Origin of the sequence: Defluviimonas aquaemixtae (genome assembly GCF_900302475.1) — a bacterium.
GTDB classification, from domain to species: domain Bacteria; phylum Pseudomonadota; class Alphaproteobacteria; order Rhodobacterales; family Rhodobacteraceae; genus Albidovulum; species Albidovulum aquaemixtae.
Genome location: NZ_OMOQ01000001.1, coordinates 1,728,006 through 1,754,783, shown reverse-complemented (window position 1 = coordinate 1,754,783; position 26,778 = coordinate 1,728,006). Strand labels below are relative to the sequence as shown.

Genomic DNA, 26,778 nt, shown 5'->3' with positions numbered 1-26,778 from the left:
GCCCCATGACGACAGTGCTGACGACCCATGTCGGCTCGCTGCCTCGCACCCAGAACGTGGTCGATTTCATCTTCGCCCGCGAACACGGCGAGCCCTATGACCAGCCGGCATTCGACGCCGCGATGGCGGAGGCGTGCTCGGAAACCGTCCGCAAGCAGGTCGAGGCCGGGATCGACATTGTCTCGGACGGCGAAACCTCGAAGATCAGCTACGCCACGTATGTGAAAGACCGCTATACCGGCTTCGACGGCGACAGCCCGCGGAACGCGCCGGCCGACCTGAAGCTGTTTCCCAGCTTTCTCAAACGGTTGGCCGAGGGCGGCGGCACGCCACAATACGCAAGGCCGATGTGCGTGGGCGAAGTGAAGTCGAAAGGCCAGGGCGAGCTGGAGAAGGACATCGCCAACCTCAAGTCCGCGATGGCGAAACACGGCGCGAAGCGCGGCTTTATGAACGCCGCCTCGCCGGGGGTCATCTCTCTCTTCCTCCAGAACTCCTTCTACAAGACGCGCGAGGCCTACCTGGCCGCTTTGGCGGACGCCATGAAGGCCGAATACGAGACGATCGTGGCCTCCGGCCTCGACCTGCAACTCGACTGCCCCGACCTCGCGCTGTCGCGCCACATGTTGTTTACCGATTTGTCAGATGATGAGTTCGTCAAGGTAGCTCAGACCCATGTGGACGCTCTGAACCACGCGCTCCGCGACGTGCCGAAGGAACAGGTCCGCATCCATATCTGCTGGGGCAATTACGAAGGCCCCCATGTCTGCGACATCCCGATGGCGAAGATGTTTCCGACACTCATGTCGGCAAACGCGCGCTATGTCTTGTTCGAGACGTCGAACCCCCGCCACGGCCACGAATGGACGGTCTTCCGCGACCGCAAGGCGGAGATCCCCGACGACAAGATCCTCATACCGGGTGTCGTCGATACGACGACGAATTTCGTCGAACACCCTGAGCTTGTCGCGCAGCGTATTGAGAGATTTGCGGATATCGTCGGATCGGATCGCGTCATCGCCGGGTCGGATTGCGGCTTCGGCACCTTCGCGGGCTTCGGCGCGGTCGATCCCGACATCGCCTATGCCAAGCTCAAGGCGCTGGCCGAGGGGGCGGCGCGCGTCTCGTGACACCGCTCGTGCTCTTGCCCGGCATGATGTGCGATGGAAGGCTCTTCGCGCCGCAGATCGCCGCGCTGGGCCGTGGTCGCGCGCTCCAGCTCGCACCAGTCTCCAACCACGACACCATGGCAGCATTGGCTGAAGACGCCCTCGCCCACGCCCCGCCGCGCTTCGCGCTGGCGGGGCTCTCGATGGGCGGGATCGTCGCGATGGAGGTTATGGCGCGGGCCCCCGAACGCGTCGAACGGCTGGCACTTCTGGACACCAATCCCCGCGCCGAACTGCCCGATGTGCAGGCCCGCCGCGGGCCGCAGATGGAGAAGGTGAAGGCCGGTCGGCTCCGCGAGGTGATGCGCGACGAAATGAAGCCGAATTACCTGATTGATGGGCCCGCCAAAGAGGCGGTGATGGATCTCTGCATGGAAATGGCGCTCGACCTCGGTCCCGGTGTCTTTCACCGCCAATCCATTGCTCTGCGCGACCGGCCAGATCGGCAGGGCGTGCTGCGGCAGGTCCGCGTGCCGACCCTCGTCCTCTGCGGCCGCGAGGACCGGCTCTGCCCGGTCGAACGGCACGAACTGATTCATGAACTCATCCCCGGATCGCGGCTCGAAATCATCGACGGCGCGGCGCATATGCCGACGCTCGAACAACCCGACAAGACGACGGCGGCCTTGGCCCGCTGGCTGGAGGACTAATGGACGACACGCTTCTCGCCCTTCTGAAATCGGTCGACACGCCCACCGTTTGCAATGCCATCGAGGTGGTCGAAGGTAAGCGTGGCTTCGACCGGTTCACTCGCGGCACGGTGCTGTGCTCCGACCCCAGCGCCGGGCCGATCGTCGGCTATGCCCGCACCGCGAAGATCGCCGCCGCCGAACCGTCCGCCGAGCCACCGGACGTCGTCCGCGCCCACCGCATGAACTATTACCGCGACATGGCCGAAGCGCCGAAACCCGCGGTCACGGTGATCGAGGATATCGACCCTCTGCCTGTCGGCGCCTTCTGGGGCGAGATAAACACCACGATCCACAAGGGGTTCGGAGTTTCCGGCGCGCTCACAAATGGCGTCATGCGCGATCTTGGCGACCTGCCCTCCGGCTTCCCGGTCATCGCGGGCTCCATCGGCCCGAGCCACGCCTTCGTCCATGTGCGCGAAGTCGGCACGCCGGTGACGGTCTTCGGACTGACCGTTCATCCCGGAGATCTCATTCACGCCGATCGTCACGGCGCGCTGGTGATCCCCGCGGGCGTTGCCGAGCGCCTTGCTCAATCCGTCGCCAAACTCTTGGCGACCGAACGCATCGTTCTGGATGCGGCCCGGAACCCGGGCTTCAGCTTTGCCGCGTTCGAGACCGCCTGGGCGGCGTTCGAGAAGACGCGGACCTAGGGCCCGACCCCGAACGGAAAGGGACATATCCGAAAAACGGGCCGGTCTGGACTTGCCCGGTAAAAGTCGGGAGCACCAACTGAGGAACCTGGAGGTGTTCTATGGGAAACGGGAACAGACCGACGCCGGAGTTTCGGCGCGAAGCAGTGCGGCTGGCGTTGACGAGTGGTCGGACGCGGCGGGAGATCGCGAAGGATCTTGGGATCGGGCTGCCGGCCTGATCAGCTTGACCGGCGAGGCGCTCGGCCGGTGGCCTAATCCAAAACGCGCAGGTGGATAGTCAGTGAGTTGCACCAACGGTTTGCGGACACTCCCAAATTTCTTGCGTCGACGGTAGGCCACTCTGCCTTCAGACATGTTTGTTGCCAGCGGTGACCGTGGCCGAGGAACAGCTGCCCATCCGCGTCTTCCAAACACGCCACCGGCAAGTGGGTCGAGCGGCTGAAGGACCAGGCTGCGGCCGGACGGGACATGAAAGCAGATGCGAGATGCTTCGGCGCGGCAGAAAGGTTCGCTCGAAAGTGCGCTTCGCTACACGGTAAGTCTCACATCAGCAATTCGGGAAGATATAGCGCAATCTGCGGAAACGCCGTAAGGATCGCTACTCCGAGAAGCAGCAGCAGCCAATACGGCACAGTGGCCAGCGCCGCGTCCCCCAGCGTCACGTCCTCCTTCGTCACCGATACGAGAACCGTCAAGTTGAGACCCACGGGAGGCGTGACCTGTCCGATCTCGATCATGATCGTGATGATTACGCCAAGCCAAACGGCGTCGAAGCCGATGCCGGTCATCAGCGGGACGACGATCGGCAAGGTCATGATCATCAGGGAAAGACCGTCGAAGAAGCACCCCAGAACCAGATAGACAAAGACGACGGCGGCCAAGACCGTTAGCGGGCCCAGATTTGCCTCCCGCACCGATCCGAGAATTGACTGCGGCACGCCGAGAAGACTTACCGCTTGCGCGAGAATCGTTGCGCCCATCACGACGAAGGCAATCGAAGCGTAGAGCAGAATCGCGGCGAAAAGGCTTTCGGTCAGGGTCACGAGGCTCAGAGAGCCCCAGAACCTGCCGACAAGAATGGTGGCGATGACGCCGATCCCGGCGGCTTCGGTGGGTGTGGCGATCCCGCCAGCGATGCTCCCCATGATTGCAAGGATAAGCAGGAGAAACGGCCAGAGGCCGAGAATGTTGCGAATGGATTTGACCAGTCGGACCTTGCTTTCGGCCGATGGCGCGAGATCGGGCCGAGAGAGGCAGAGAATGAAAATGTAGGCCATGAACATCGCGGCGAAGAGCAGTCCGGGCAGGATTCCGGCCAGGAACAACCGACCGATCGACGTCTCGGTAAGGGCGCCGTAGATCAGCAGCGAGAGGCTGGGCGGGATCAGCAGTCCAAGTGTTCCGCCACCCGCAAGGGACGCGACCACCGTTTTCCGATCGTAGCCCCGCGCGGTCATCTCGGGATACGCGACCGATCCCACGGCCGCCGCCGTCGACAGGCTCGATCCGCTAACGGCACCGAAGAGCGTGCAGACCGCGATGTTGGTGTGGAGCAGTCCGCCCGGAACGTGCTGAAACAGCGGCGAAAGCGCGGAGTAGATTCTTTCGCTGACACCACTGCGGAGCATGATTTCGCCCAGGATGATAAACAGCGGGATCGCGCTTAACGTGAATGAATTCAAAACATTCCAGACCGCGTCCACGGCAACGAAGGTCGCGCCACCGGCAACGAACTGAAGAATGAGAAACCCCGTAAGTCCGAGCGCGGCACCGAGCGCGAGCCCCGATCCTGCCAGCACGGTCAATCCACCCAGAAGCAGCCCCCAGAACGCCCCCATGAGGTCTCCCTTTACGCTCGATCTTGCGGGGTCGTCTCTTCGTTCCGCTCGCTGCCACTGGCGGCGCCTCGGATCGCGAATGCCAGTGCTGTCAGCACGAGCGAAAGCGGAAGGAGTGCCATCCACGGATACATCAGCAGCCGGGCAACCTCTGTCTTGATGCGCCGCTCAAACGCGAATTCGAACCAGGACAAGCACAGAGCGAAAAACCACAGGCAGAAAACGACGCCGAAGAGGTTTGCGAGCACCGCCACCCATAGCCTCAGCCGATGCGGCATGTTCTTCACGAATATGCTCACGCGAACGTGCTCAGCCTTCAGAGTCGCCAGCGGCAGCGCAAGGAAGAAAGCGGCGGTCAGTAAAAGGCCGACGAGTTCTTCGGTGAAACGAAACGGGGCATTCACGAGATGACGCATCGCGACGCTGACGCCGATCAAAACAACCATCAGACCGCCTGAAAGAGTAGCCAGCCCGGCCAGTGCCTTGAACACTGGCGTCATCCATGCCTCAGCCTGTCGCGCTGCTGCCGCAAGTCGAGCGACCGATCGGCCCTCGTCTCCCACAATCAACGTCCGAGGATGCCGAGAATCCTCTGGCGATACTCGAGGGCCTTGCCGCCGGCTTCATCGGCCATCTCCTTCCAGGTCGCGGACGCCGCCTCAAGGAAGGCGTTCCGGTCGTCTTCGGAGAAGTCCTCAAGGTACTCGACTCCCTGTTCGGCGAGCGCGGAGCGCGCGGCTTGTTCGTTTTCCTCGGCTTTCGAGTATTCGTTCGTTCGCTCCCAGACCCGCGCGGCAGCCGTCGTCACGGCTGCCCGCTCCTCGTCTGTGAGGCCGTCCCAGGCTTCCTGATCCGCCCCGAGCACGTAGGGGACACCTGCAATCGGGTAGAGATAGGACGCGTAGTCGGTCACCTCCTGAAGCGAAATCGTGTGCGCGAACAGCGCCGGATAGACCGCGCAATCGACCACGCCGGTCTGCAGGGCCACGTAGAGGTCGTTCTGACCGACGATCTGCGCAGACACGCCGAGTTTGGTGAAAGTCTCGACCTGGTCATTGCTCCAAACCCTCAGCTTCTTGGTCCTGAGGTCTTCCAGTGTGCGAACCGGCTCCTCGCGGCAGAAGATCGAGGCTTGCAACAGCGGCAGCGCCATGAAGCCGGTCGGCACGATACCCCATTCGGCAAGTTCTTCGGCGTAGATATTCTGAATTTCCGGCAGGACCTTGATCAGCTCCTCGGAGCTGCCGACCGATCCCTGCACGAGAACCGCATTGAGCGCCGGCGCGTCACGGCCCAGATAGTTGGCCCAGACGAGCCCCATCTCGACGGCACCCTGCGGCAGCCAGCGCACCACATCGTTGTTCTGCAGATTCAGTGAGCCGCCATGGAAGACGTTGATCGTCAGACTTCCATTGCTCAACTCGCCGACATCGGCCGCGAACATGTCGAGTTCCTGGGATTCGTTCCTGCCCTCGGGCAGTCCGTTGTTGAACTTCCACTCCTCGGCGCTCGCGCTGTCGAGGACGACTCCGAGACCGAGTGCAGCAGCAAACAGATGACGCAAGGTTGCAGACATTGTAGTTCCCTCAGGGCAATTTGTCGGGCTTGTCGCGAACGTTACCGGCGGTGGCGATCTGCGGCAAGCTCCTTGCGCATGCTCTTGGAAGGCCGGCGGTAGCGACGAGTGGAATTGGCCGGCCGCCGGCTCCTCGGGGGTGCGCGGGGAATGCCCAAGGGCCAGCCAATTCGCGGCCTGGCGACCTTACCACTAGTATTGCTCCTAAGGTTGCTGCCTGTGAGGTAGCAAAACCGACTGCGCCAAAGCCAAACAGGGTGATGTGACGGGGGCAATTGTGAAGCAGTGGCTTTGCGACCGCAGGCATCAGTTTTCAGGCGACCGATCTCACTACCGATATCGCGCACGATAGTCCAATCCCGCGGTTCGAACGGGAGTCGTAGACTGGCCGACATTAAACGGAGCGAACCTTTCTGCGTTCCACCGGATGCAACAGCCCCGCTCCGAAGAGTTAACTTCTGCGTCCTCGATTTCGTCCACCGACAGGCGACCCGACGGGATCGCGACACCCTTGGCAGTTTCCGTGTACCGGAATTCGGTGAGCCACGCGGCGAATGCTTGCCTCTGGCAGCACCCCAATCGTAGGCTAACACGGCAAAACACAAAATCTCGTGAACCTGGGAGGATCACTATGAACATGCGGCATTTGGTCATTGGGCCGATATCATTGCTCGCGATGGCGGCGCCCGCAGTCGCGCAGACCGAGATCCAGTTCTGGCACGCCTTCACCGGTCGGCTGGGTGAGTTGGTGGACGAACAGGTCAAGACCTTTAACGAAAGCCAGAGCGACTATGCCGTCGTTGCTTCGCACAAGGGCAATTACTCCGAGACGCTGAACGCCGGGATCGCCGCGTTTCGCGCAGGGGAGCAGCCGGATATTCTGATGGTCTTCGAGGTCGGCACGGCGACAATGATGGGCGCCAAGGGGGCCGTGAAGCCGGTGTACCAGGTGATGGAGGAAGCGGGCGCGGAATTCGACCCCGATGCCTATATCGGCGCGGTGAAGGGATACTACACGTCGACGGACGGCGACATGCTGTCGCTGCCGTTCAACTCGTCGACGCCGGTGCTTTGGGTGAACCGCGATGCGCTGACTGCGGCAGGGATCGATCCGGATGTGGACCTGACCACGTGGCAGACGGTCGGGGAGGTTCTGGATCAGTTGAAGGCGGCGGGACATGAATGCCCGCTGACGACGGCCTGGCAGAGCTGGATTCATCTGGAGAACCTGTCGGCCTATCACAACGTCCCCTTCGCCACGCAGAACAACGGGTTTGCCGGCCTCGACACCGAACTGGCCTTCAACGGGCCGGTGCAGGTGCAGCACATCCAGGCGATGGGCGATTGGGCGAAGGACGGCAAGTTCATCTATACCGGGCGCCGGAACGAGGGCGGAGCGAATTTTCGCGCCGGGGAATGCGCGCTCTTCACAGAAAGCTCGGCCGGCTACGCGGGCATCAAGGCAGAGGCGGAGTTCGAATTCGGTGTGCGCCCGCTGCCCTATTGGGAAGGCGTCGAAGGCGCGCCGCAGAACACGATCATTGGCGGCGCCTCGCTTTGGGTGATGGAGGGGCAGACAGCGGAAGAGTACAAGGGCGTCGCCGCATTCCTCAACTTCCTGTCCTCGCCGGAAATTCAGGCGAAATGGCATCAAGATACGGGGTATCTGCCGATCACTGCCGCAGCAGGCGATCTGACGCGGGAGCAGGGGTTCTACGAGGCCAGTCCAGGCACCGAAGTCGCGGTGGTCCAGATGACCGCGAAAGAGCCGACAGATGTTTCGAAGGGCATTCGCCTCGGTTCGTTCGACCAGATCCGCGGCATAATCGACGAGGAGCTCGAGGCGGTGTGGTCCGGTGACAAGGACGCGCAGGCAGCGCTGGATACGGCTGTTCAGCGCGGGAATGAGTTGCTGCGCCGGTTCGAGCAGGCCAGCCAATAAGGTTCGAGGGGAGGGGGCGGCCCACAATGGGCCGTGCCTTTCTCCGGGCACCGTGCGTTCGGGGCGCAGGACAGAGCCTAGTGCGTTCGTCCGGCGCTGATATTCGCCGGTTTTGCGTTCGGATAGCAATGCGGATTGGACAAGGATAACGCCAAACGCACTTGCACATCTGCGCCAAGAAGAACCGCCGGGTGGCACGAAGGCGAGAGGGCGAAACGGAAATGGAGAAGCGCGTCACCTTCAAGGGCATCCTGTTGCCGCTCATCCTGCTGTTGCCGCAGGTGGTCGTGACGGCGGTCTTCTTTTTCTACCCCGCAGGGCAGGCGGTTTGGCAGTCGCTGTTCATTCCGGACCCGTTCGGGCTCTCTTCGCAATTCGTAGGGCTCGGGAATTTCGAATTCCTTCTATCCAATCCATATTACCGCGCCTCCTTCAGTACGACCGCGATTTTCTCGGTGCTTGTGACAGTCGTTTCGATGGGCGTCGCGCTCTACCTCGCCGTGTTGGCGGATCGTTTGATCAAGGGATCGGGGACCTACCGGACGCTGCTGATCTGGCCCTATGCGGTGGCCCCGGCAGTGGCGGGGGTGTTGTGGCTGTTCATGTTCAACACGCGCGTGGGCGTCGTGACATGGTACCTCGGGATGCTCGGCTACGACTGGAACCATGTGCTGAACGAGAACGAGGCGATGGGTCTGGTCGTCATCGCTTCGGCCTGGGGTCGGATCAGCTACAACTTCCTGTTCTTCCTCGCGGGCTTGCAGGCCATCCCGCGCAGCGTCATCGAGGCGGCGGCGATCGACGGCGCGCACTTCTGGACCCGGTTCCGGACCATCGTCTTTCCGCTGCTGTCGCCGGTCACCTTCTTTCTGCTCGTGGTCAACATCGTTTATGCATTCTTCGAGACATTCGGGGTGATCCACACCATCACCAGCGGCGGCCCGCAACAGGCGACGACCATTCTTGTCTACAAGGTCTATTCGGATGGGTTTGTGGGGCAGGATCTGGGATCATCTGCGGCGCAGTCGGTCATACTCCTGGTGGTCGTGGGCCTTCTGACCGTGATCCAGTTCAAGTTCATTGAGCGACGGGTGCACTACTGATGGCGGATGCAGGCGGCATGGTGGAGAAGCGCGGCGCGGGGCTTTGGCTCACGCATTTCGGGCTGATCGTGGGGATTCTGTTCATCTTCTTCCCCATCTGGCTTGCCCTAGTCGCCTCGACCGTGACGCAGCCTGAAATCGCGCGGCCGCCGATGCCGCTGGTTCCCGGCGACCAGTTCTTCGAGAACTACCGCAAGGCGCTGGTGTCAGGTGTGAACGCTCCGGTTGCGCGGATGCTGTTCAATTCGGGCGTCATGGCAGTGGGGATCGCGGTGGGAAAGATTGCGATCTCGCTCCTTTCCGCCTTCGCGATCGTCTATTTCCGCTTTCCGGGGCGGCGGCTCTTCTTCTGGCTGATCTTCCTCACGTTGATGCTGCCGGTCGAGGTGCGGATCGTGCCCACCTATCAGGTCGCCGCGAATTTCGGCATGCTGAACAGCTATTCCGGCCTGATCTTCCCTCTCATCGCCTCGGCCACCGCGACCTTCCTGTTCCGGCAGTTTTTCCTGACGGTTCCCGATGAACTGGCCGAGGCCGCGCGGGTCGATGGGGCGCGGCCGATGCGCTTCTTCTGGGACATCCTCCTGCCTATGAGCCGGACGAACATCGCGGCACTGTTCGTCATCCTCTTCATCTACGGCTGGAACCAGTACCTCTGGCCGTTGCTGATCACCACCGACCCGGACATGAACACCATCGTCATGGGCATCAAGCAGATGTTTCCGAGCGGAGACGACATCGCGGACTGGCCGGTGATCATGGCGACCTCGATACTGGCCATGTTGCCGCCGATTCTGGTCGTGATCTCGATGCAGAAGCTTTTCATCCGCGGCCTTGTGGACAGTGAGAAATAGCATGGCGACGGTAACGCTGGACGGAATTCGCAAGAGCTTTGGCCAGACCGAAGTGATCCACGGGGTCGATATCGACGTCCAAGACGGCGAGTTCATCGTCATTGTCGGGCCGTCCGGCTGCGGGAAATCCACACTCCTTCGGATGGTCGCGGGGCTGGAGAGGGTAACCGCGGGGGAGGTTCGGATCGATGGAAAGCGCGTCAACGAGAAGGAGCCGATGGACCGCGATATCGCGATGGTGTTCCAGAACTACGCGCTGTATCCGCACATGTCGGTCTTCGACAATATGGCTTACGGGCTCAAGATAGCGGGCAAGGCCAAGGACGAAATCCGCGAGAGGGTCGGACAGGCGGCAAAGCTCCTGCAGCTGGAGCCGTATCTGAAACGCCGCCCGCGCGAGTTGTCGGGCGGGCAGCGGCAGCGCGTCGCAATGGGGCGGGCCATCGTGCGGAAACCGGCAGTATTCCTGTTCGATGAGCCGCTGTCGAATCTCGACGCGAAGCTCCGTGTGCAGATGCGCCTGGAGATCAAGCAGCTACAGCGCGAACTGGGTGTCACCGCGCTCTATGTCACGCACGATCAGGTGGAGGCGATGACGCTGGCCGACCGAATGATCGTGATGAATGCGGGGCGAGCGGATCAAATCGGCGCCCCTCTCGACGTCTACGCCAATCCCGCCACCGAATTCGTTGCAGGTTTCATCGGCTCCCCGCCGACGAATTTCATCGAAGCGAGCGATATCGGTGTCGATGCGCCAAAAGGGACCAGACTTGGCATCAGACCGGAGCATTTGGAGATTTCGGAGGCCAACCCGAAAATCCGGGGAGACGTTCTCTATGCCGAAGCGCTGGGTGCCGAGACCTTGGTGCATCTTCGGATTGCAAATGGCCAGGTCGTCACTGTGAAACTCGACGGAAAAGATTCAATCCCTTCGGAGGGTGCCGAAGTCGGCATGAGCTGGTCCGAGCGACATCAGATGCTCTTCGATAGGGACGGCGTTCGCAGCTAGTTTGGCCCGACCACTAGCGGCCCCAGGCGCTTCCGTTTTTCTGAGTTGGAAGGCGAATTTGCATGCTATCCAGGTGCTTGCTTGGGCCCATGTTGCCGTAATACGGCCATACCAACCAAATACCCGCAAAGGTTGGGGAGCGCTGAGGAATTTCGACAGCGCCACAGCACCTAGGCTAGGCAATCAAGTGAAGCATGGGACCGGTTGTCTGCGGTGGCTGGTGCGCGGGCAACCTGATGGTGGCCTCGCTCGACGACTAGAGGGTTACCATCCGCCAGCAGGTCGAGCAGTTCGTGGCACTCGACGCGCCCTGCATCGTCTACGCGGAATGCTCCAACACCGTGCAGGGCAACCTAACCACGCCGGCCAACGACCGCCCGAAGCTCGCGCGAGACGAGGCACTGGCCTACGCCGCCAACCTCTCGGAACTGGCAAAGTGGACGGCGGGTGAGGAGATGACGCTTTCGTGTCATCATCACATGGGCTCGATGATCGAGGATGCCGAAGACATCGACCGGCTGGTGGAGGGCTCGTCGCCCGAGGTGGCGCTGCACTGAGACAAGGGTCATCTGCATTGCGGCGGAGCCGACGTCATCGGCACGCTCGACAAGTGGGGCGACCGGGTGCACCATGTGCATTTCCAGGATGTGCGCGATCCGAGAACGGGAGCTTCCTCGACGGCGTGCGCTCTGGCGCCTTCACGGTGCCGGGCGGCCCCAAAGGGTGCATCGATTTCCAGGCGGTCACCGATAAGCTCAAAGCCATGAACTACACGGGCTGGATCGTCGTCTGGGCCAAGCAGGATCTGGCCAAGACCCCGCCCTACGAGTACTCCACGATGGGCTACAACCACGTTGTCGAGATCTGCGGCAGGCCCGGCCTCGGCATCGAAACCTGATAGGAGAAGCCATGCCCGATCTTCTCAGAAAACCCTTCGGAGCCCATGGCAAGGTCCATGAGATCACGCCCGAAAACGCAGGCTGGCGTTACGTCGGCTTCTCGCTCTACCGGTTGCGGAAGGGCGAGGCGGTGGGCGAGGCGACGCGTGACCGCGAGGTCATCCTAGTGATGGTGGAGGGCAAGGCGGCGTTCACCGGCGCGGGCAAGGACTGGGGCGTTCTCGGCGCGCGCATGGACGTCTTCGAGAGGACGCCGCCGCATTGCCTCTATTTGCCCAACGGCACAGAGTGGGAGGCGAAGGCCGAGACCGATTGCGTCCTCGCCGTCTGCTCTGCGCCAGGCAAGGGCGGCCACGAAGCGCGCCGCATCGGGCCCGACGGCATCACCCTGACCGAGCGCGGCAAGGGCACAAACACGCGGCACATCAACAACATCGCGATGGAGGCGGAGGATTACGCCGACAGCCTCCTCGTCACTGAGGTTTTCACGCCTGCGGGCCACTGGTCGTCCTATCCGAGCCACCGCCATGACGAGGACGACTTTCCGCGCATCACCTATCTGGAAGAAACCTACTACCACCGGCTGAACCCGGCTTCGGGCTTCGGCGTCCAGCGGGTCTACACCGACGACGGGCGGCTCGACGAGACCATGGCGGTCGCCGACGGCGACGTGGTGCTCGTCCCGCGCGGGCACCATCCCTGCGGCGCGCCCTACGGGTTCGAGATGTACTATCTCAACGTCATGGCCGGCCCCCTGCGCAAGTGGCGCTTCGTGCCCGCGCCGGAGGTGGATTGGATCATGGAGCGCGACAGCTGATAGTCGCGCGGTTCCGCCGAACTGGTCGCGTTCCTCGCGACCGCTCTTATCGGCGCCGAAGCTTCACTCGGTCGGAGGTCTGTGAGAACGGCTACTCCGTGGGTTCGGCGTTGATCGAAGGCCGCATCCCCAGAAACTCCTCACTCTGATGTCTTTCCATTCCTCGGTTTGATGTGCAGCCCACCGCACAAATCAAAAAAGGAAGGCTGCCCTCCGGTTTCAAACCGCCGTGACGTCGAGGCTCTATCCCAAGACGGCGCGAACGGCGCGCGCCACGGCCGCGACGATCGTGTCCGCCTCTTCCCGGCTCAGGCAGAAGGGCGGCGCGAAGCCGAGGATGTCGCCCTGCGGCATGGCGCGTGCAATCACGCCCTCGGACAGCAGCGCGGAGGAAACTTGCGGGCCGATCTTCTTCGACGCATCGAAGAAGGCACGGTCGTCCTTGTCCTCGACGAATTCGACGGCGCACAGCATGCCCTCGCCGCGTACCTCGCCCACATGGGAATGGTTGCCGAGCGCCTCCGTCATCGATTTTCTCAGATAGGCTCCGACCGTGCCGGCGTTCTCGACGAGCTTCAGATCATCGATGAGATTGAGATTTGCCACACCCGCGGCCGCGCCGATCGGGTGGGCCGAGTAGGTCCAGCCGTGGCCGATGGCGCCGAACTCGTCGGTGCCCCGCTCCAGCACGTTCCAGACCTTGTCCGACACGATCGAGCCCGAAAGCGGCGCATAGGCCGAGGTCAGGCCCTTGGCGATTGTGATTATGTCGGGCTTGATCCCGTAGTGATCCGAGCCGAACATCGTGCCGAGACGGCCGAAGCCGGTGACCACCTCGTCGGCGATCAGGAGAATATCGTGCTTATTCAGCACCTTCTGAATAGCCGCCCAGTAACCCGCCGGGGGCGGGACGACGCCGCCGGTGCCGAGGACCGGCTCTCCGATGAAGGCGGCGATCGTGTCGGCGCCCTCACGCTCAATCAGTGCTTCGAGTTCGGCGACGCAGTGGGCGACAAAATCAGCCTCGGACTGCGCGAGGTCCTTCCGGCGGTAGTAATAGGGCGCCTCGGTATGGATCACCTGCGCCAAGGGAAGATCGAACTTCTTGTGGAACAACTCCAGCCCCGTGAGCGAGCCGGTCATCAATCCCGACCCGTGATAGCCGCGCCAGCGAGAGATGATCTTTTTCTTCTCCGGCCGGCCGAGAATGTTGTTCATGTACCAGACGAGCTTCACGTTCGTCTCGTTCGCGTCCGAACCGCCGAGGCCGAAATAGACCTTCGACATGTTCTTGGGCGCCCGGTCGAGGATCATCTTGGCGAGCGTGATCGACGCCTCGGTGCCGTGGCCCACATAGGCGTGGTAATACGCAAGTTCTTTCGACTGCGTCGCGATGGCCTCGGCGATTTCCTGTCGCCCGTAGCCAACATTCACGCAGTAGAGACCGGCGAAGGCATCGAGCAGCCTGTTGCCGTCGCGGTCCTCGATGAAAACGCCCGAGGCGGTCCTTATGACGCGGTTCGGCGCCTCTCCCCGCGCATGCTGGGCAAGATGGGTCGAGGGATGAAAGAAGCATTCGCGATCCCACTGGTCGAGTTGGTCGTTTCTGAGCATGATACCCCCGATGCGGTTGCGCGTGGCCCGAAGCGGGCCGGCGAATGCAACTGTTGTGCACATCATCATGCCGATCGGGCCTCCGTCAACTCGGGCGATCGCGCTGAAGCGGGTGAACGGCAAGAATTTCTTGCCGCGAAGAGAGCGACATCTTAGCGTTGTGCACAAATTTGCGCGAGGAACCCGCCATGCCTCTCGAAAGCGCTCCCTTCTCGGCCGACGAATACACGCGCCGCATCGTCAAGACCCGACAGGCAATGGAATCGGCTGGGGTCGAGGTCCTGTTTGTCACCGACCCGTCGAACCAGGCCTGGCTCACGGGTTATGACGGCTGGTCCTTCTACGTCCACCAAGGGGTGATCCTGACAATGGAGGGCGATCCGCACTGGTGGGGCCGTTACATGGACAGCCTCGGCGCGCTTCGGACCTGCTGGATGGAGGCCGCGACGATTCACGGCTATGCCGACAACTACGTGCAATCGACCGTCCGCCACCCGATGCAGGACCTTGCCCGCATCGTCCGGGACCTCGGATTCGAAAAAGCACGGATCGGCGTCGAGATGGAGAACTACTACTACTCGGCCAAGGCTCACGCCGTTTTGACGGCTGAACTGCCCGACGCGCGTATCGTGGACGTCACCGCACTGGTGAACTGGCAGCGTCTGGTGAAATCCGACGAGGAAATCGCCTTCATCCGCAAGGCCGCGAAGATTTCGGACAAGATCGTGCGGACCGCAATCGACAGGGCCGAACCGGGGCTTCGCAAGAACGAGCTCGTCGCCGAGATATTCCATGCTGGCATTTCCGGTGTCGGCGATATCTGGGGCGACTATCCGGCGATTGTGCCGCTGACACCTTCGGGGCTCGACGCCACCGCCGCGCACCTGACCTGGAACGGCGATCCGATGCGGAAGGGCGAGGCGACATTCTTCGAGCTTTCGGGCTGTTACCGCCGCTACCACGCGCCGCTCTGCCGGACCGTCTATTTAGGCACGCCGCCCGCCGAGATGCGTGAGGCCGAGAAGGCGCAGATCGAGGGGATCGAGGCCGGGCTGGACGCCGCGCGCGCCGGCAACCGGACCTGCGATATTGCGAACGCGTTCGTGAATGTTCTGAAGACATACGGCATCCAGCGCGAGGGCCGTTGCGGCTATGCGATCGGCCTGTCCTACCCGCCTGACTGGGGCGAGCGCACGGCCTCGATCCGGGCCGAGGACGAAACGCTTCTCGAACCCGGCATGACTTTCCACTTCATGCCTGCGCTCTGGATGAAAAGCTGGGGTCTTGAGACGACCGAGCCGATCCTGATCACGGAAAGCGGCCCGGCCGAACCCTTCTGCACCGTCGAGCGCAGGCTTTTTGTGAAGGATTGAGACGGTGCGCTATCTTGATGACACCAAGGCGCTGCTTCGTCACTTGATCGCCTTTCCGACAGTCTCGACCGACAGCAATCTCGACATGATCGAGTTCCTCGCAGATCACCTCGGGACGGTCGGTGCGCGGGTGGATGTGCACCGCGACTTCACCGGGTCCAAGGCGAACCTGTTCGCCACGATTGGCCCGGATGTGGAAGGCGGGATCGTGCTGTCTGGGCATTCCGACGTGGTGCCCGTGACCGATCAGGACTGGTCAACCGACCCGTTCGAAATGGTTGAGCGCGACGGGCGGCTCTATGGCCGGGGCACCTGCGACATGAAAGGCTTCATCGCCGCCGCAGTGGCGATGGCGCCTTTCTACGCGGAGCGTGTAGGACATAGGCCAATCCATTTCGCCTTCACGCATGATGAGGAAACCGGCTGCCTCGGCGCCCAGGCGCTCGCCCAGGTTCTGCGCGCTCAGGGCGTCCGTCCCGGTGTCGCGATCATCGGCGAGCCCACGTCGATGCGGATCATCGAGGGGCATAAGGGCTGCTACGAATACTCCACGCATTTCACCGGTCTAGAGGGCCACGGCTCCGGTCCCGACCGGGGCGTGAACGCCGTCGAATATGCGGTGCGCTATGTCGTGCGGCTTCTCGAACTGAAGGAACGACTCAAGGCCCGCGCGCCCGCGAACAGCCGGTTCGATCCGCCTTGGACGACGATCAACACAGGGGCGCTGATCGGTGGGGTCGCGCACAACGTCATTCCCGGCAAGGCGCGGATCGACTGGGAGATGCGCCCTGTCCAGCCGGGCGATGCCGACTTCGTGAAAGCGGACCTGCACGATTTCTGCGCCGAAACGTTGCTGCCCGCCATGCGGGCAGTCATGCCGCAGGCCGATATCGTCACCGAGGTGATCGGCGAGGTCGACGGGCTCGTCCCGGCAGACGCGAACGAGGCGAAGGACATGCTGATGGAACTGACGGGCGCTAATGGTGCTGAAACGGTGCCGTTCGGGACTGAGGCCGGCATTTTTCAGTCGCTCGGCATGTCGGCGGTCGTCTGCGGGCCGGGCTCGATCGAACAGGCGCACAAGCCTGACGAGTATGTCTCGCTCGATCAGCTCGAGCAGTGCCTCATCATGCTCGAGCGACTAGGCGGGAAACTGGACGCGTGAGGGGGCGTGAAGAACAGAGGGCGTCGGTCTGCGCGCCTGCGGCGCTGGCAAGCGGGACAGGGGCCCAGATCCGTTGACCGTCGGGACGGACGACGCCGCCCCGACCGCCCGCGACCGCTTCGAGCGGCTGCATGCCGAGATCCGGACCCGGATCTGCCTCCTCGACTACGCGCCCGGCACGCGGCTGTCGGAAGAGGCGCTGGCGGCGGAGTTCGGCGTCAGCCGCACGCCACTGAGGCGAGTTCTGGTGCGGCTTGAGGGGGAGGGGCTGTTGCAGTCTGTTCACGGCGTCGGAACGTTCGTGACAGATGTCGACATCGAGGAACTGGCGCAGACCTACCAGCTTCGGCTCGAACTGGCCGAACTGACCGGCAAGCTCGACCCGGTTGTGCCGGACGCCGAGTTATGGGCGGAATTTCAACGCCTTTCGGCTCGGTCCAAAGCCGTCGTTCACAACCCTGATCCGCGGCGTTTCGCAGAGCTCAACATGGATTTCTTCCTGGCGTTGATCCGCCTGACCGAGAACGAGCCGTTGCGCGCGATCAGCGAGCGACTCTATTTCCGGACGACGCGGATCTGGCTGATGTCGGTCTTCGCTTCCAAGATCGACTTGCGCGACGAGGTCGATATCTTCGACCGCGAGGTGCATGACGTCCTCCGCGCCCTTGAAATCGGCGACCTTCGCGCCGCCGCGCTCATCCAGCGGGCCCATATCTCGATGAGCTTCGAGCGGATGCGGAAGGGCTTTCAGGCAAAGTCCTAGCGCTTTCCGCCACGCGCACCCGAAGCGACGGTCTTTCAGCTCACCTTGACCGTCAGCGCCCCGATGCCCTCGACCGTCGCCTCGAGCGTGTCGCCGCGCGCCACCGGCCCGACGCCGGCAGGCGTGCCCGACAGGATGACATCGCCGGGAGCCAGTTCGAAGTACTCCGAGAGATACGAGATCATTTCGGGCACCTTCCAGATCATCTGGTTGAGGTTACCTTCCTGCCTCGTCTCCCCATTGACCTTCAACTCGACCCGCCCGCTGTCCGGATGTCCTATGTCAGAGGCGGGGAGGAAGGAGCCAATCGGCGCAGAGCGTTCAAATGCCTTGCCGATCTCCCACGGGCGGCCGAGCTTCTTGGCCTCGCCCTGAAGATCGCGGCGCGTCATATCGAGCGCTACGGCGTAGCCGAAGACGTGGTCGAGTGCCTTGTCGAGCGGAATGTTCGTGCCGCCCGATTTCAGCGCGACGGCCAACTCAATCTCGTGATGAACGTCCGAGGATTTGCCGGGGTAGGGAAACGTGCCCGAAGTGTCGAGATTGTCGGGGTTTTTCTGGAAGAAGAAGGGCGCCTCGCGGTCCGGGTCGTGGCCCATCTCGATCGCGTGGGCGGCGTAGTTGCGTCCGATGCAGTAGACCCGGCGGACCGGGAATAGGGCGTCGCTTCCCGAGACCGGGACGGCCGGCAATTTCGGCGTTTTGATCACGTAGTCCGGCATTTTCACCTCCCTCTGGGTTTCTCGCTGCTAACGCACATTTCGTCACAGATCAATCGAGATCAATTGCACATATCGGCGGAAATTAGTTGCCGTGGGGCGCAAATTCGCGTTATTTGAACCAATATGCGTCCTTTGGTCAACCAATAGCAGGGAGTGATTAGGTGCTGACGCGTCCTGACCCTCCAAGACAAAGCCAGGCGATCGCCGCGCTTCGGGACTTCATCGAAGAAGGCTCCTACGGGCCAGGGGACCGCTTGCCGGCCGAGCGAGAGCTGATGAGTGATTTGGGCATGAGTCGCGCGACGCTGCGCAAGGCGCTCGATGCGCTCGAGCGTGAAGGAGCGATCTGGCGGCATGTCGGCAAGGGGACGTTCATTTCCGATACGCGCCACGATTCAGCACTCGACGACCTTGCCGAAATCGGAACGCAACTGACGCCCGTGCGCATGATGCGCGCCCGACTTTGCATCGAATCCGCTATTGCGCGAGAGGCGGCGGTGAACGCCTCGGCCGCCGCGGTCGCGCACATCCATCTTGCCAGGACCCGCGCAGAAAGCGCGTCGAGCTGGGCCGAATATGAGGCGCAGGACGATCTCTTTCATCGCGCTGTCGCGGAGGCGTCCGACAACATCCTTCTCTTGTCGATCTTCAACAAGCTCAACCGCGTGCGCCGAACCGTCGGCTGGACTGCGGTGGTTCGAGAGACCAACCGCCCGCCCGATGAACATACCAGCTTCGCCGAGCACCGGCACATTTCCGACGCCATTGAGGCGCGCGATCCTGCGCGCGCGTATGACGCCATGCGGAACCATATCGGGTCGGTTTCGGCGCGACTGTTTGGGGAGGTTTGAGGGCAGAATCCGGCGGACAGACCGAAAAGGCGCAGGACCGGACCAAGGAGTAATAGACAAACAGCTCCATTCTCAGGGAGGAGAAAAATGAAGAACCTGTTCAAGAGCATCGTCAAGACGGCGCTTGCCGCGCCTGTGGCGTTGGGACTGGCGATTTCGGCCGCGCAGGCCGACACGATCCGGATCGCGCTCGCCGAAACGCCTTCCGACGAACTTGCGGCATTCTTCGTCGCACTCGATCGGGCGAAAGCCAACGGACTCGACTACGAATGGACAGCATTCTCGGACGAGGAACTGGCGATCCAGGCGGTCCTCAGCGGCCAGATGGATATCGGCTTCGGGACGCCCTATGCGGCCATGCAGAGGTCAAAGGCGCCCGTCAGGATCATCTTCCAGCTCTCGAAGCTCAAGTTCTTCCCGGTGACCACGAAGAAGTACGAAAAGCTCGAGGATCTCGACGGCCAGCCAATCCTTCTGCATTCGCGCGGCGGCGGCACGGATTCGATCGCCAACGTGATCGAGCAGAAGGCCGGCATCACGTTCGGCGAACGGTCCTACGTGCCCGGATCGGCAAACCGCGTGGTCGCGCTGGTCGCTGGGCAGGCGGATGCGACGATCATCGATTTGTCGAACAAGAACAAGATCATGCGCGAACATGGTGACAAGTTCAATGTCCTGCCGATGTTCGAGGTGGAAGCCAGCGACGAGGCGCTCTTCGCCAATCTCGACTGGATTCAGGCGAACGAGGAGGACGTGCAAATCTTCGTAAACGCGCTTCTAAGTGTCTGGCGCGATATGAACGAGGATCCGACGATCATCAGCCGCGAAACCAACCCGGACGGGCCGATCGGTCAGCTGCCGCCCGAGATCCTCGGTGAGCTCGACGGCTTCTACAAAGACGCTGTGGAAGGCGGTCTCTACGATCCGAACGGCGGCGGTGAGAAGGCCGCAATGGCCGACATGGAATGGTACAGTCAGGCCGGCCAGCTCGAAGGCGATCCGGCGTCGCTGAACATCGAGGACTTCTGGTACATGAAGCCGCTCGAAGCGGCGATGAACTGAGCATCTTGGCGGCCGCCTGCGAGTGGCGGCCGCCCTGACGATCCCAGGGGACCAACCCGATGACACGATCTCTGGCACTCAAGCTTCTCTCCGCCGTCATCGTCTTTGGCGCTTGGGAGATCGCGGGCCGCATCCCGGTCAGCTACGCGTTTCCGACCTTCTTCGACTCGATGCGCGCGCTCGCCGCCATGACCTTCGACGGCACACTTTTTGCCGCTTATGGCGAGACTCTGAAGCCGCTCGTAATCGGTGTCGCGATCTCGGCCGTTCTCGGAATCGCGCTCGGGCTCTGGATCGGGCTTAGCTCTTGGTTCGATTGGCTCTTCTCGCCGATCTTCGTCGTGATGCAGGCGGCGCCGCTCGCTGCGCTGATTCCGCTTCTGGTCATGGCTTACGGCATCGGCCTGACGTCGAAGGTATTCGTCGTCTGCATCATGGCGATGCCGGTGATCGTGCTGAACACTGCCGGCGCGGTCCGCAACACACCGTCGAACCTCAAGGAGATGGGCCGCTCGTTTCTCGCCAACGACACCGACATCATTCTAAAGATCATCCTGCCCGACGCCTCGCCGATTATTTTCTCGGGGCTGCGCCTCGGTGTCTCTGCCGGCTTCATCGGCGCGATTCTGTCCGAACTGAAGATCACGCCCACCGGCGTGGGGGACATCATCACCTTCAGCCGGTCGATCGCCGATTACCCCAGCATGTATGCCGCTATCTTTTCGATCATCGCGCTCGCCGTGCTGTTCCTCAATCTTCTCGAGAAACTCGAGACCGTACTTTTCGAAGGAAACATCCGTGGCTACGTCTCCGATTAAAGGCAACGTCGTGCATCCCGCAAAGTTCAATGCCGAGAACGCGGTCTCTGCGCGCAGGATTTCCAAGAACTACGGGGCCGTGGAGGCGCTAAAGAACCTGTCGCTCGATTTTCCAAAGGGGCAGCTTACCTCTCTCCTAGGGCCCTCTGGCTGCGGAAAGACGACACTTCTCAAGATCATAGCGGGACTTCTTGATCCTACTTCGGGTGAGGTCGAAGTGAACGGAAGGGCCGTGACCGGCCCCGGACCAGACCGGGCATTCGTCTTTCAGGACTTCGCGCTTCTGCCCTGGGCGAACGTCATTCGAAATGTCGCGTTCGGGCTCGAATTGCGCGGCGTGGCACAGAGTGAGCGCGAGGATATCGCCGCGCGCTATATCCGTCAGGTCGGCCTTGCGGGTTTCGAGAAGAGCTATCCACACGAGCTGTCGGGCGGAATGCGCCAGCGGGTCGGTCTCGCGCGGGCGCTGTCGGTCGATGCGCAGGTTCTTCTGATGGACGAGCCGTTCTCGGCCGTGGACGAACAGACGAGACGCAAGTTCCAGGAGGATCTGCTCGGGCTCGTCGCGAACGAGAACAAGACCTTCATCTTCGTCACGCACTCGATCGAAGAGGCGGTCTATGTCTCTGACCAGATCGCGCTCCTGCTGCCGCGGCCGAGCCGCGTGCACGAGATCATCCGCCCCAGCGGATTCCGCGACAAGGGCGTCGACAACATCCGCCGAGACCCGGAATATCTCGATATCGTCGACCGAATCTGGGCCTCGCTGCGCAGCTACGTGGAATAGCTATATGACCGTTTTCGGTATCCGCCTTCCTGGTATGTCGTCGCTGATCCTCTGGGGTCTCCTGTGGGAACTCATCGGCCGGTCGGGCCTCACGTTTTTCGTCCCGCCGCTATCCGAGGTCGTAGCGACGCTCTTCGCAATCATCGGCACCCCGGCCTTTCTCAAGGCGCTCGGCGAGACGGCCTATGCTTTCGTGGTGGGCGTCTTCGCTGCCGTGGGGATCGGTATCCCCGTGGGCATTCTCATGGGAAAGAACCGGCTTCTGGATGAGCTTCTGCTGCCTTGGGTCAACATCTTCCTCAGCGCGCCCCTCACGGCGCTCGTGCCTGTCCTGATGGTGCTCTTCGGCTTCGGCATGAAGTCGATTATCATCACGACCGCGCTCTTCGCGATCTGGATCATCATCTTGAACGCTCGGGCAGGCGTGCTTCAGATCAACCGCTCGCTGGTCGAGATGGCGCGCAGCTTCGGTGCCTCGCCCCTCGATGCGTTCTTCAAGATCTATCTCTGGGCGGCCCTGCCCGAGATCCTCGGCGGCGTGCGGATCGGTGTGATTCGTGCAGTCAAGGGGGTGATCATCGGACAGCTTCTGATCTCCATCGTCGGCTTCGGAGCACTGTTCGAGCTTTATTCGGCCAATTTCCTCATGGCGCATTTCTGGGCCGTGCTCATCGTGCTGTTCGCGCTCGCTTTCACGATTTCCGAGGTTTTGGCCTATATCGAGCGTCGGATATCCTTCTACGCCGCAAAGCGGTAGAGCCGCGCCGCAAGAGTGCGCAAGGCGGCTCATAGGGCGAAGCCATCGCTCTTTGGGGCAGCTCCGTTCACTTCCTGACGGCATTTGAGATAGGTCAAGAACAGCCCTACGCGAACAGTGCTATCACCCGGCGCATCCGACAGGACACGCCAGGTATGACGCGCTTTCGAATTCTCGCTCTGATGCTCGCTCTGCTGCTGCAAGTCGCCCCAGTTGCGGCTGAAGCGGTACTCTCCAGATACCTTGGCGAGCTTTCTGCGTCTGACCTCGTCGACGGAGCGGATGCCTACGGATCAATTCGTGACGATCTTCCGGTCGCCCCGGTCCTGAAGGGCGGAGAGACTGTAGGTTGGGTCTTCGTGACTTCGGATTTCGTCGGCACGACCGGCTATTCCGGTAAACCGATCCACACCATGGTCGCGGTCGACGGGGACGCGAAGGTGGTCGGGGTGCGCCTCGTCAAGCATTCCGAGCCGATCGTACTGATCGGCATTCCGGATTCGAAGATGCGGGCGCTGGCAGAAGACTACCGCGGCCTCGACCTCGTGGCAGAGGCGCAATCGGGCGGCACGGCGCATGAACTCGACATCATCTCGGGCGCGACGGTCACGGTCATGGTGATCGATGACTCCATCGTTCGGTCGGGTTTGAAAGTTGCCCGCGCGCTCGGCCTTGGCGGGCTTTCGCCCGAAACGGTGCCCGCCGGGCCGGCCTACGAGATCGACCCGAAGGCCGAGGCCGCCGGTGAATGGATGGCGCTGGAAGGCGACGGCACGCTCAGGCGCCTTTCGCTCGACGTGGGCCAGGTCAACGCGGCCTTCGCGGCGATGGAGGATGAACGCGCTGGCCGGCGCGCGTTGACCGAGCCGCCAGAGACGACGTTCATCGAAATGCAGGTGGCGCTCGTCTCGCAGCCGGCCATAGCGCGCGCGATTCTCGGCGCGGCTGCGGCGGCGAACCTCGAGGAGTGGCTGGGCGAGGGCGAACATGCAATCGCCGTCGTGGGCCGCGGGCTCTATTCCTTCAAGGGGTCGGGCTATGTGAGGGGCGGCATCTTCGACCGGATCGTGCTGATCCAGGACGACGTCTCAGTGCGCTTCCGCGACCGCATGCACAAGCGCATCGGGTCGCTCGCCGCCGGCGGCGCGCCCGCCTTCGCCGAGGCGGATCTGTTCAAGATCCCCGCCGATGCGGGTTTCGATCCGACGCAGCCCTTCCGCCTCCAGCTTCTCGTCCAGCGTGAAGTGGGGGCGATCGAGAAGGTCTTCACGACATTCGATCTGATCTACGAAATGCCTCGAAAATACCTGCGCGCGGTAGTGACGCCGCCTGCGCAGGAGGTTTCGCAGGCTGTGGCCGACGTCGCCGACCAAGAGGAAAGCGCGGCGCAGGCTGCCTTGTGGAAGCGGATATGGGCCGACGCGAAGCCCGAGATTGCCGGTCTTAGCGTCATGCTTCTCGTGCTGACAGCCACGTTCTTTTTCCAGTCGTTCGCCACGCGCAATGAACGCGCCTTCTTTTGGTTCCGCATGGCGTTTCTGACGGTCACGCTGGTCTTCATCGGCTTTTACGCCAATGCGCAGCTTTCGGTCGTGAACCTGATGGCGCTTTTCGGGGCGCTGGTCTCCGGATTCAGCTGGCAGGCGTTCCTTCTTGATCCTCTGACTTTCATTCTGTGGTTTGCGGTTGCTGCGGCGCTGCTTTTCTGGGGCAGAGGTGCCTATTGCGGCTGGCTCTGCCCGTTCGGCGCCTTGCAGGAGCTTCTGAACCGCATCGCCAAGGCGATCCGCATCCCGCAATGGACGCTGCCCTGGGGGCTGCATGAACGGCTGTGGCCGGTAAAGTACATGATCTTCCTCGGCCTGTTCGGCGTCTCTCTGGTCAGTATCGAGCAGGCGGAGCACCTGGCCGAGGTCGAGCCCTTCAAGACCGCGATCGTTCTGAAATTCGTCCGCGCTTGGCCCTTCGTCGCCTATGCCGTGGCGCTGCTGATCGCGGGGCTCTTCGTCGAGCGGTTCTACTGCCGCTACCTCTGCCCGCTAGGCGCCGCGCTCGCCATCCCGGCGCGGCTGAGAATGTTCGACTGGCTGAAGCGCTACAAGGAATGCGGCAATCCCTGCCAGACCTGCGCGAACGAATGCATGGTCCAGGCGATTCACCCGACGGGCGAGATCAACCCGAACGAATGCCTGAACTGCCTGCATTGCCAGATGCTCTACCGCTCCGAAACGACCTGCCCGGTGGTCATCAAGAAGCTGAAGCGCCGCCAGGCAGTCGCAGCCAGCCCGATACGCGATCTGACCGGGCATCCGAACGCACCAAGAATTTCACTCGAACCCACACACTCCGTCTGAAAAGGAGACTAGAGATGACAGACAAACGGACAATAGGACTAAGCCGCCGCGGACTTCTCGGCGCAACGGCAGGAGGCGCGGCGCTGCTGAGCGGCGCAGGCGCCGCGCGGTTGGCGCTTATGGGCGGCACAGCGGCGGTCGCCACGACCGCCGCGACGACGAAAGCCGGCGCGCAGGCGGCCAGGTTCGAGCTCGCCCCCGGCGAACTCGACGAATACTACGGTTTCTGGTCTTCGGGCCAGACAGGCGAGCTGCGTATCCTCGGCTTTCCGTCCATGCGGGAGCTGATGCGGATTCCGGTGTTCAACCGCTGCTCGGCCACCGGCTGGGGCCAGACCAACGAGTCGCTGAAGATTCTGACCGAAGGCCTGACGGAAGAGACCAGGGCCTTCCTCGCCAAGCGGGGTATGAAGACCTACGACAATGGCGATCTGCACCACCCGCACATGTCGTTCACCGATGGCACCTATGATGGGCGCTACCTGTTTATGAACGACAAGGCCAATACCCGCGTGGCCCGCGTGCGGTGCGACGTGATGAAATGCGACAAGATCATCGAGATCCCGAACGCCAGCGACATCCACGGGATGCGCCCGCAGAAGTACCCGAGGACGGGTTACGTTTTCGCGAACGGCGAGCATGAGGCGCCGCTCGTCAACGACGGGCAGATTCTCGACGAGCCGGACAAGTACGTGAACATCTACACCGCGATCGATGGTGACACGATGGAGATCGCCTGGCAGGTGATCGTGTCCGGCAATCTCGACAACACCGACTGCGATTATCAGGGCAAGTACGCCTTCTCGACCAGCTACAACTCGGAAATGGGCATGAACCTGCCCGAGATGACCGAGAGCGAACTGGACCATGTGGTTGTATTCAATCTCGCCGAGATCGAGGCAGGCGTCGCCGCGGGCGACTATCAAGAGCTGAACGGCGTCAAGGTTCTGGACGGGCGCAAGGGGTCGGACAAGAAATACACCCGCTACATCCCAATCCCGAACAGCCCGCACGGCATCAACACGGCGCCCGACGGCCAGCACGTGGTCATCAACGGCAAGCTGTCGCCGACCTGTTCGGTCATGGACGTGACCAAGCTCGATGCGATCTTCAACGAGGATGCCGACCCGCGATCCTGCATCGTGGCTGAGCCGGAGCTGGGCCTCGGGCCCCTGCACACCGCCTATGACGGCAAGGGCAACTGCTTCACGACCCTGTTCCTCGACAGCCAGGTCGTGAAGTGGAATCTCGAAAAGGCGATCCAGGCCTATGCGGGCGAGGATGTGGACCCGATCATCTCAAAGGTCGATGTGCACTATCAGCCGGGCCACAATTCGACCTCGATGGGGGAAACCAACGAGGCCGACGGCAAGTGGTTGGTATCGATGAACAAGTTCTCGAAAGACCGGTTCCTGAATGTGGGGCCGTTGAAGCCTGAGAACGAGCAGCTCATCGACATCTCGTCGGACGAGATGAGGGTGGTCCACGATGGGCCGACCTTTGCCGAGCCGCATGACAGCATCATCGTGCGCGCCGACATCGTGAACCCGGTCAATGTCTGGAATCGCGACGACCCCACTTGGGAAGACGCGCGCCGGCAGGCCGAGGCGGATGGCGTGGTGCTGGAGGACGGCCACGATGAGGTGATCCGCGACGGCAACAAGGTCCGCATCTACATGTGGTCGGTGGCGCCGACATTCAGCCTGGAGAAGTTCACGGTGAAGGAAGGCGACGAGGTTACGATCTACATCACCAACCTCGACGATATCGACGATGTGACGCACGGCTTCTGCCTGTCGAACTACGGTATCGCGATGGAGATCGCCCCGCAGGCAACCGCCTCGGTCACTTTCACCGCGGACCGGCCGGGCGTGCACTGGTTCTACTGCCAGTGGTTCTGCCACGCGCTCCACATGGAAATGCGCGGCCGGATGCTGGTCGAGCCGAAGGCGGCCTGACG

25 protein-coding genes and 1 pseudogene are annotated in these 26,778 nt (G+C 62.2%); 21 read left to right on the top strand and 5 right to left on the bottom strand.

The genetic code is table 11. The features are described 5' to 3' along the window. The first annotated feature begins 5 nt into the window (after nucleotides 1-5). From DEA8626_RS08530 to DEA8626_RS21750, 4 genes and pseudogenes are all read left to right on the top strand, one after another. Nucleotides 6-1,130 (top strand): cobalamin-independent methionine synthase II family protein, encoded by a 1,125-nt coding sequence (locus DEA8626_RS08530; protein WP_108852564.1) that lies wholly within the window; start codon nucleotides 6-8, stop codon nucleotides 1,128-1,130. Further along, entirely contained in the window at nucleotides 1,127-1,819 is a 693-nt protein-coding gene (locus tag DEA8626_RS08525) for an alpha/beta fold hydrolase (RefSeq protein WP_108852563.1), read from the top strand. The genes DEA8626_RS08530 and DEA8626_RS08525 overlap by 4 nt, the downstream gene beginning before the upstream one ends. Further along, nucleotides 1,819-2,511, top strand: a complete 693-nt coding sequence (locus DEA8626_RS08520; protein WP_108852562.1) for an RraA family protein — start codon at nucleotides 1,819-1,821, stop codon at nucleotides 2,509-2,511. The genes DEA8626_RS08525 and DEA8626_RS08520 overlap by 1 nt, the downstream gene beginning before the upstream one ends. A gap of 101 nt (nucleotides 2,512-2,612) precedes the next feature. Next, nucleotides 2,613-2,723: pseudogene (locus DEA8626_RS21750) on the top strand (transposase); the annotation flags it as partial. Between the two features lie 333 nt (nucleotides 2,724-3,056). On the opposite strand, the gene DEA8626_RS08515 reads toward DEA8626_RS21750, so the two are convergent. From DEA8626_RS08515 to dctP, 3 genes are all read right to left on the bottom strand, one after another. Beyond that, nucleotides 3,057-4,352 carry a TRAP transporter large permease gene (locus DEA8626_RS08515; RefSeq protein ID WP_108852561.1) on the bottom strand — a complete coding sequence of 432 codons (1,296 nt, stop codon included), beginning with the start codon at nucleotides 4,350-4,352 and terminating at the stop codon, nucleotides 3,057-3,059. An 11-nt stretch (nucleotides 4,353-4,363) separates the two neighbouring features. Next, the gene (locus DEA8626_RS08510) at nucleotides 4,364-4,852 is read right to left on the bottom strand and encodes a TRAP transporter small permease (RefSeq protein WP_108852560.1); all 489 of its coding nucleotides are present in this window, start codon (nucleotides 4,850-4,852) and stop codon (nucleotides 4,364-4,366) included. Between the two features lie 65 nt (nucleotides 4,853-4,917). After that, nucleotides 4,918-5,928 (bottom strand): TRAP transporter substrate-binding protein DctP, encoded by a 1,011-nt coding sequence (gene dctP, locus DEA8626_RS08505; protein ID WP_108852559.1) that lies wholly within the window; start codon nucleotides 5,926-5,928, stop codon nucleotides 4,918-4,920. Nucleotides 5,929-6,559: 631 nt separating this feature from the next. On the opposite strand from dctP, the gene ugpB reads away from it, so the two are divergent. The 7 genes from ugpB to iolB all read left to right on the top strand — a co-directional run bounded on the left by ugpB (nucleotide 6,560) and on the right by iolB (nucleotide 12,552). Beyond that, nucleotides 6,560-7,870 carry a sn-glycerol-3-phosphate ABC transporter substrate-binding protein UgpB gene (gene ugpB / locus DEA8626_RS08500; protein ID WP_438502429.1) on the top strand — a complete coding sequence of 437 codons (1,311 nt, stop codon included), beginning with the start codon at nucleotides 6,560-6,562 and terminating at the stop codon, nucleotides 7,868-7,870. A gap of 221 nt (nucleotides 7,871-8,091) precedes the next feature. Further along, the gene (gene ugpA, locus DEA8626_RS08495) at nucleotides 8,092-8,973 is read left to right on the top strand and encodes a sn-glycerol-3-phosphate ABC transporter permease UgpA (RefSeq protein WP_108852558.1); all 882 of its coding nucleotides are present in this window, start codon (nucleotides 8,092-8,094) and stop codon (nucleotides 8,971-8,973) included. 17 nt (nucleotides 8,974-8,990) lie between these two features. Beyond that, a complete protein-coding gene (ugpE, locus tag DEA8626_RS08490) occupies nucleotides 8,991-9,827 on the top strand; it encodes a sn-glycerol-3-phosphate ABC transporter permease UgpE (RefSeq protein WP_108853383.1) in 837 nt (278 codons plus the stop codon). Nucleotide 9,828: 1 nt separating this feature from the next. Then, complete coding sequence (gene ugpC / locus DEA8626_RS08485) at nucleotides 9,829-10,836, top strand: sn-glycerol-3-phosphate ABC transporter ATP-binding protein UgpC (RefSeq protein WP_108852557.1); 1,008 nt, start codon at nucleotides 9,829-9,831, stop codon at nucleotides 10,834-10,836. Nucleotides 10,837-11,129: 293 nt separating this feature from the next. Beyond that, complete coding sequence (locus DEA8626_RS21695) at nucleotides 11,130-11,393, top strand: hypothetical protein (protein WP_108852556.1); 264 nt, start codon at nucleotides 11,130-11,132, stop codon at nucleotides 11,391-11,393. A gap of 125 nt (nucleotides 11,394-11,518) precedes the next feature. Further along, nucleotides 11,519-11,734 carry an IolE/MocC family protein gene (locus DEA8626_RS21690; protein WP_108852555.1) on the top strand — a complete coding sequence of 72 codons (216 nt, stop codon included), beginning with the start codon at nucleotides 11,519-11,521 and terminating at the stop codon, nucleotides 11,732-11,734. 11 nt (nucleotides 11,735-11,745) lie between these two features. Further along, nucleotides 11,746-12,552 carry a 5-deoxy-glucuronate isomerase gene (gene iolB, locus DEA8626_RS08470; RefSeq protein WP_108852554.1) on the top strand — a complete coding sequence of 269 codons (807 nt, stop codon included), beginning with the start codon at nucleotides 11,746-11,748 and terminating at the stop codon, nucleotides 12,550-12,552. 243 nt (nucleotides 12,553-12,795) lie between these two features. Here iolB and DEA8626_RS08465 read toward each other — a convergent pair whose 3' ends face one another. Then, nucleotides 12,796-14,166 carry an aspartate aminotransferase family protein gene (locus DEA8626_RS08465; RefSeq protein ID WP_108853382.1) on the bottom strand — a complete coding sequence of 457 codons (1,371 nt, stop codon included), beginning with the start codon at nucleotides 14,164-14,166 and terminating at the stop codon, nucleotides 12,796-12,798. 188 nt (nucleotides 14,167-14,354) lie between these two features. Here DEA8626_RS08465 and DEA8626_RS08460 point away from each other — a divergent pair, with 188 nt between their 5' ends. The 3 genes from DEA8626_RS08460 to DEA8626_RS08450 all read left to right on the top strand — a co-directional run bounded on the left by DEA8626_RS08460 (nucleotide 14,355) and on the right by DEA8626_RS08450 (nucleotide 17,467). Further along, nucleotides 14,355-15,539, top strand: a complete 1,185-nt coding sequence (locus tag DEA8626_RS08460) for a M24 family metallopeptidase (RefSeq protein WP_108852553.1) — start codon at nucleotides 14,355-14,357, stop codon at nucleotides 15,537-15,539. A 4-nt stretch (nucleotides 15,540-15,543) separates the two neighbouring features. Continuing rightward, a complete protein-coding gene (gene argE, locus DEA8626_RS08455) occupies nucleotides 15,544-16,704 on the top strand; it encodes an acetylornithine deacetylase (protein WP_108852552.1) in 1,161 nt (386 codons plus the stop codon). A 73-nt stretch (nucleotides 16,705-16,777) separates the two neighbouring features. Then, complete coding sequence (locus DEA8626_RS08450) at nucleotides 16,778-17,467, top strand: GntR family transcriptional regulator (RefSeq protein ID WP_108852551.1); 690 nt, start codon at nucleotides 16,778-16,780, stop codon at nucleotides 17,465-17,467. A gap of 35 nt (nucleotides 17,468-17,502) precedes the next feature. On the opposite strand, the gene DEA8626_RS08445 is transcribed toward DEA8626_RS08450, so the two are convergent. Then, nucleotides 17,503-18,189, bottom strand: coding sequence for a fumarylacetoacetate hydrolase family protein (locus DEA8626_RS08445; RefSeq protein ID WP_108852550.1), 687 nt, complete (start codon nucleotides 18,187-18,189; stop codon nucleotides 17,503-17,505). Nucleotides 18,190-18,350: 161 nt separating this feature from the next. Between DEA8626_RS08445 and DEA8626_RS08440 the strand changes: the two genes are divergently transcribed. The 7 genes from DEA8626_RS08440 to nosZ all read left to right on the top strand — a co-directional run bounded on the left by DEA8626_RS08440 (nucleotide 18,351) and on the right by nosZ (nucleotide 26,776). Then, nucleotides 18,351-19,040, top strand: a complete 690-nt coding sequence (locus DEA8626_RS08440) for a FadR/GntR family transcriptional regulator (RefSeq protein ID WP_108852549.1) — start codon at nucleotides 18,351-18,353, stop codon at nucleotides 19,038-19,040. Between the two features lie 87 nt (nucleotides 19,041-19,127). Further along, nucleotides 19,128-20,102 (top strand): ABC transporter substrate-binding protein, encoded by a 975-nt coding sequence (locus DEA8626_RS08435; protein ID WP_108852548.1) that lies wholly within the window; start codon nucleotides 19,128-19,130, stop codon nucleotides 20,100-20,102. Between the two features lie 59 nt (nucleotides 20,103-20,161). Further along, complete coding sequence (locus tag DEA8626_RS08430; protein WP_108852547.1) at nucleotides 20,162-20,920, top strand: ABC transporter permease; 759 nt, start codon at nucleotides 20,162-20,164, stop codon at nucleotides 20,918-20,920. Further along, nucleotides 20,901-21,707, top strand: a complete 807-nt coding sequence (locus DEA8626_RS08425; RefSeq protein ID WP_245890804.1) for an ABC transporter ATP-binding protein — start codon at nucleotides 20,901-20,903, stop codon at nucleotides 21,705-21,707. The genes DEA8626_RS08430 and DEA8626_RS08425 overlap by 20 nt, the downstream gene beginning before the upstream one ends. A gap of 4 nt (nucleotides 21,708-21,711) precedes the next feature. Further along, the gene (locus tag DEA8626_RS08420; protein WP_108852545.1) at nucleotides 21,712-22,464 is read left to right on the top strand and encodes an ABC transporter permease; all 753 of its coding nucleotides are present in this window, start codon (nucleotides 21,712-21,714) and stop codon (nucleotides 22,462-22,464) included. A gap of 155 nt (nucleotides 22,465-22,619) precedes the next feature. Then, the gene (locus DEA8626_RS08415) at nucleotides 22,620-24,818 is read left to right on the top strand and encodes a NosR/NirI family protein (RefSeq protein WP_108852544.1); all 2,199 of its coding nucleotides are present in this window, start codon (nucleotides 22,620-22,622) and stop codon (nucleotides 24,816-24,818) included. A gap of 14 nt (nucleotides 24,819-24,832) precedes the next feature. Beyond that, nucleotides 24,833-26,776 (top strand): TAT-dependent nitrous-oxide reductase, encoded by a 1,944-nt coding sequence (gene nosZ / locus DEA8626_RS08410; RefSeq protein ID WP_108852543.1) that lies wholly within the window; start codon nucleotides 24,833-24,835, stop codon nucleotides 26,774-26,776. The last annotated feature ends 2 nt before the right edge of the window (nucleotides 26,777-26,778 follow it).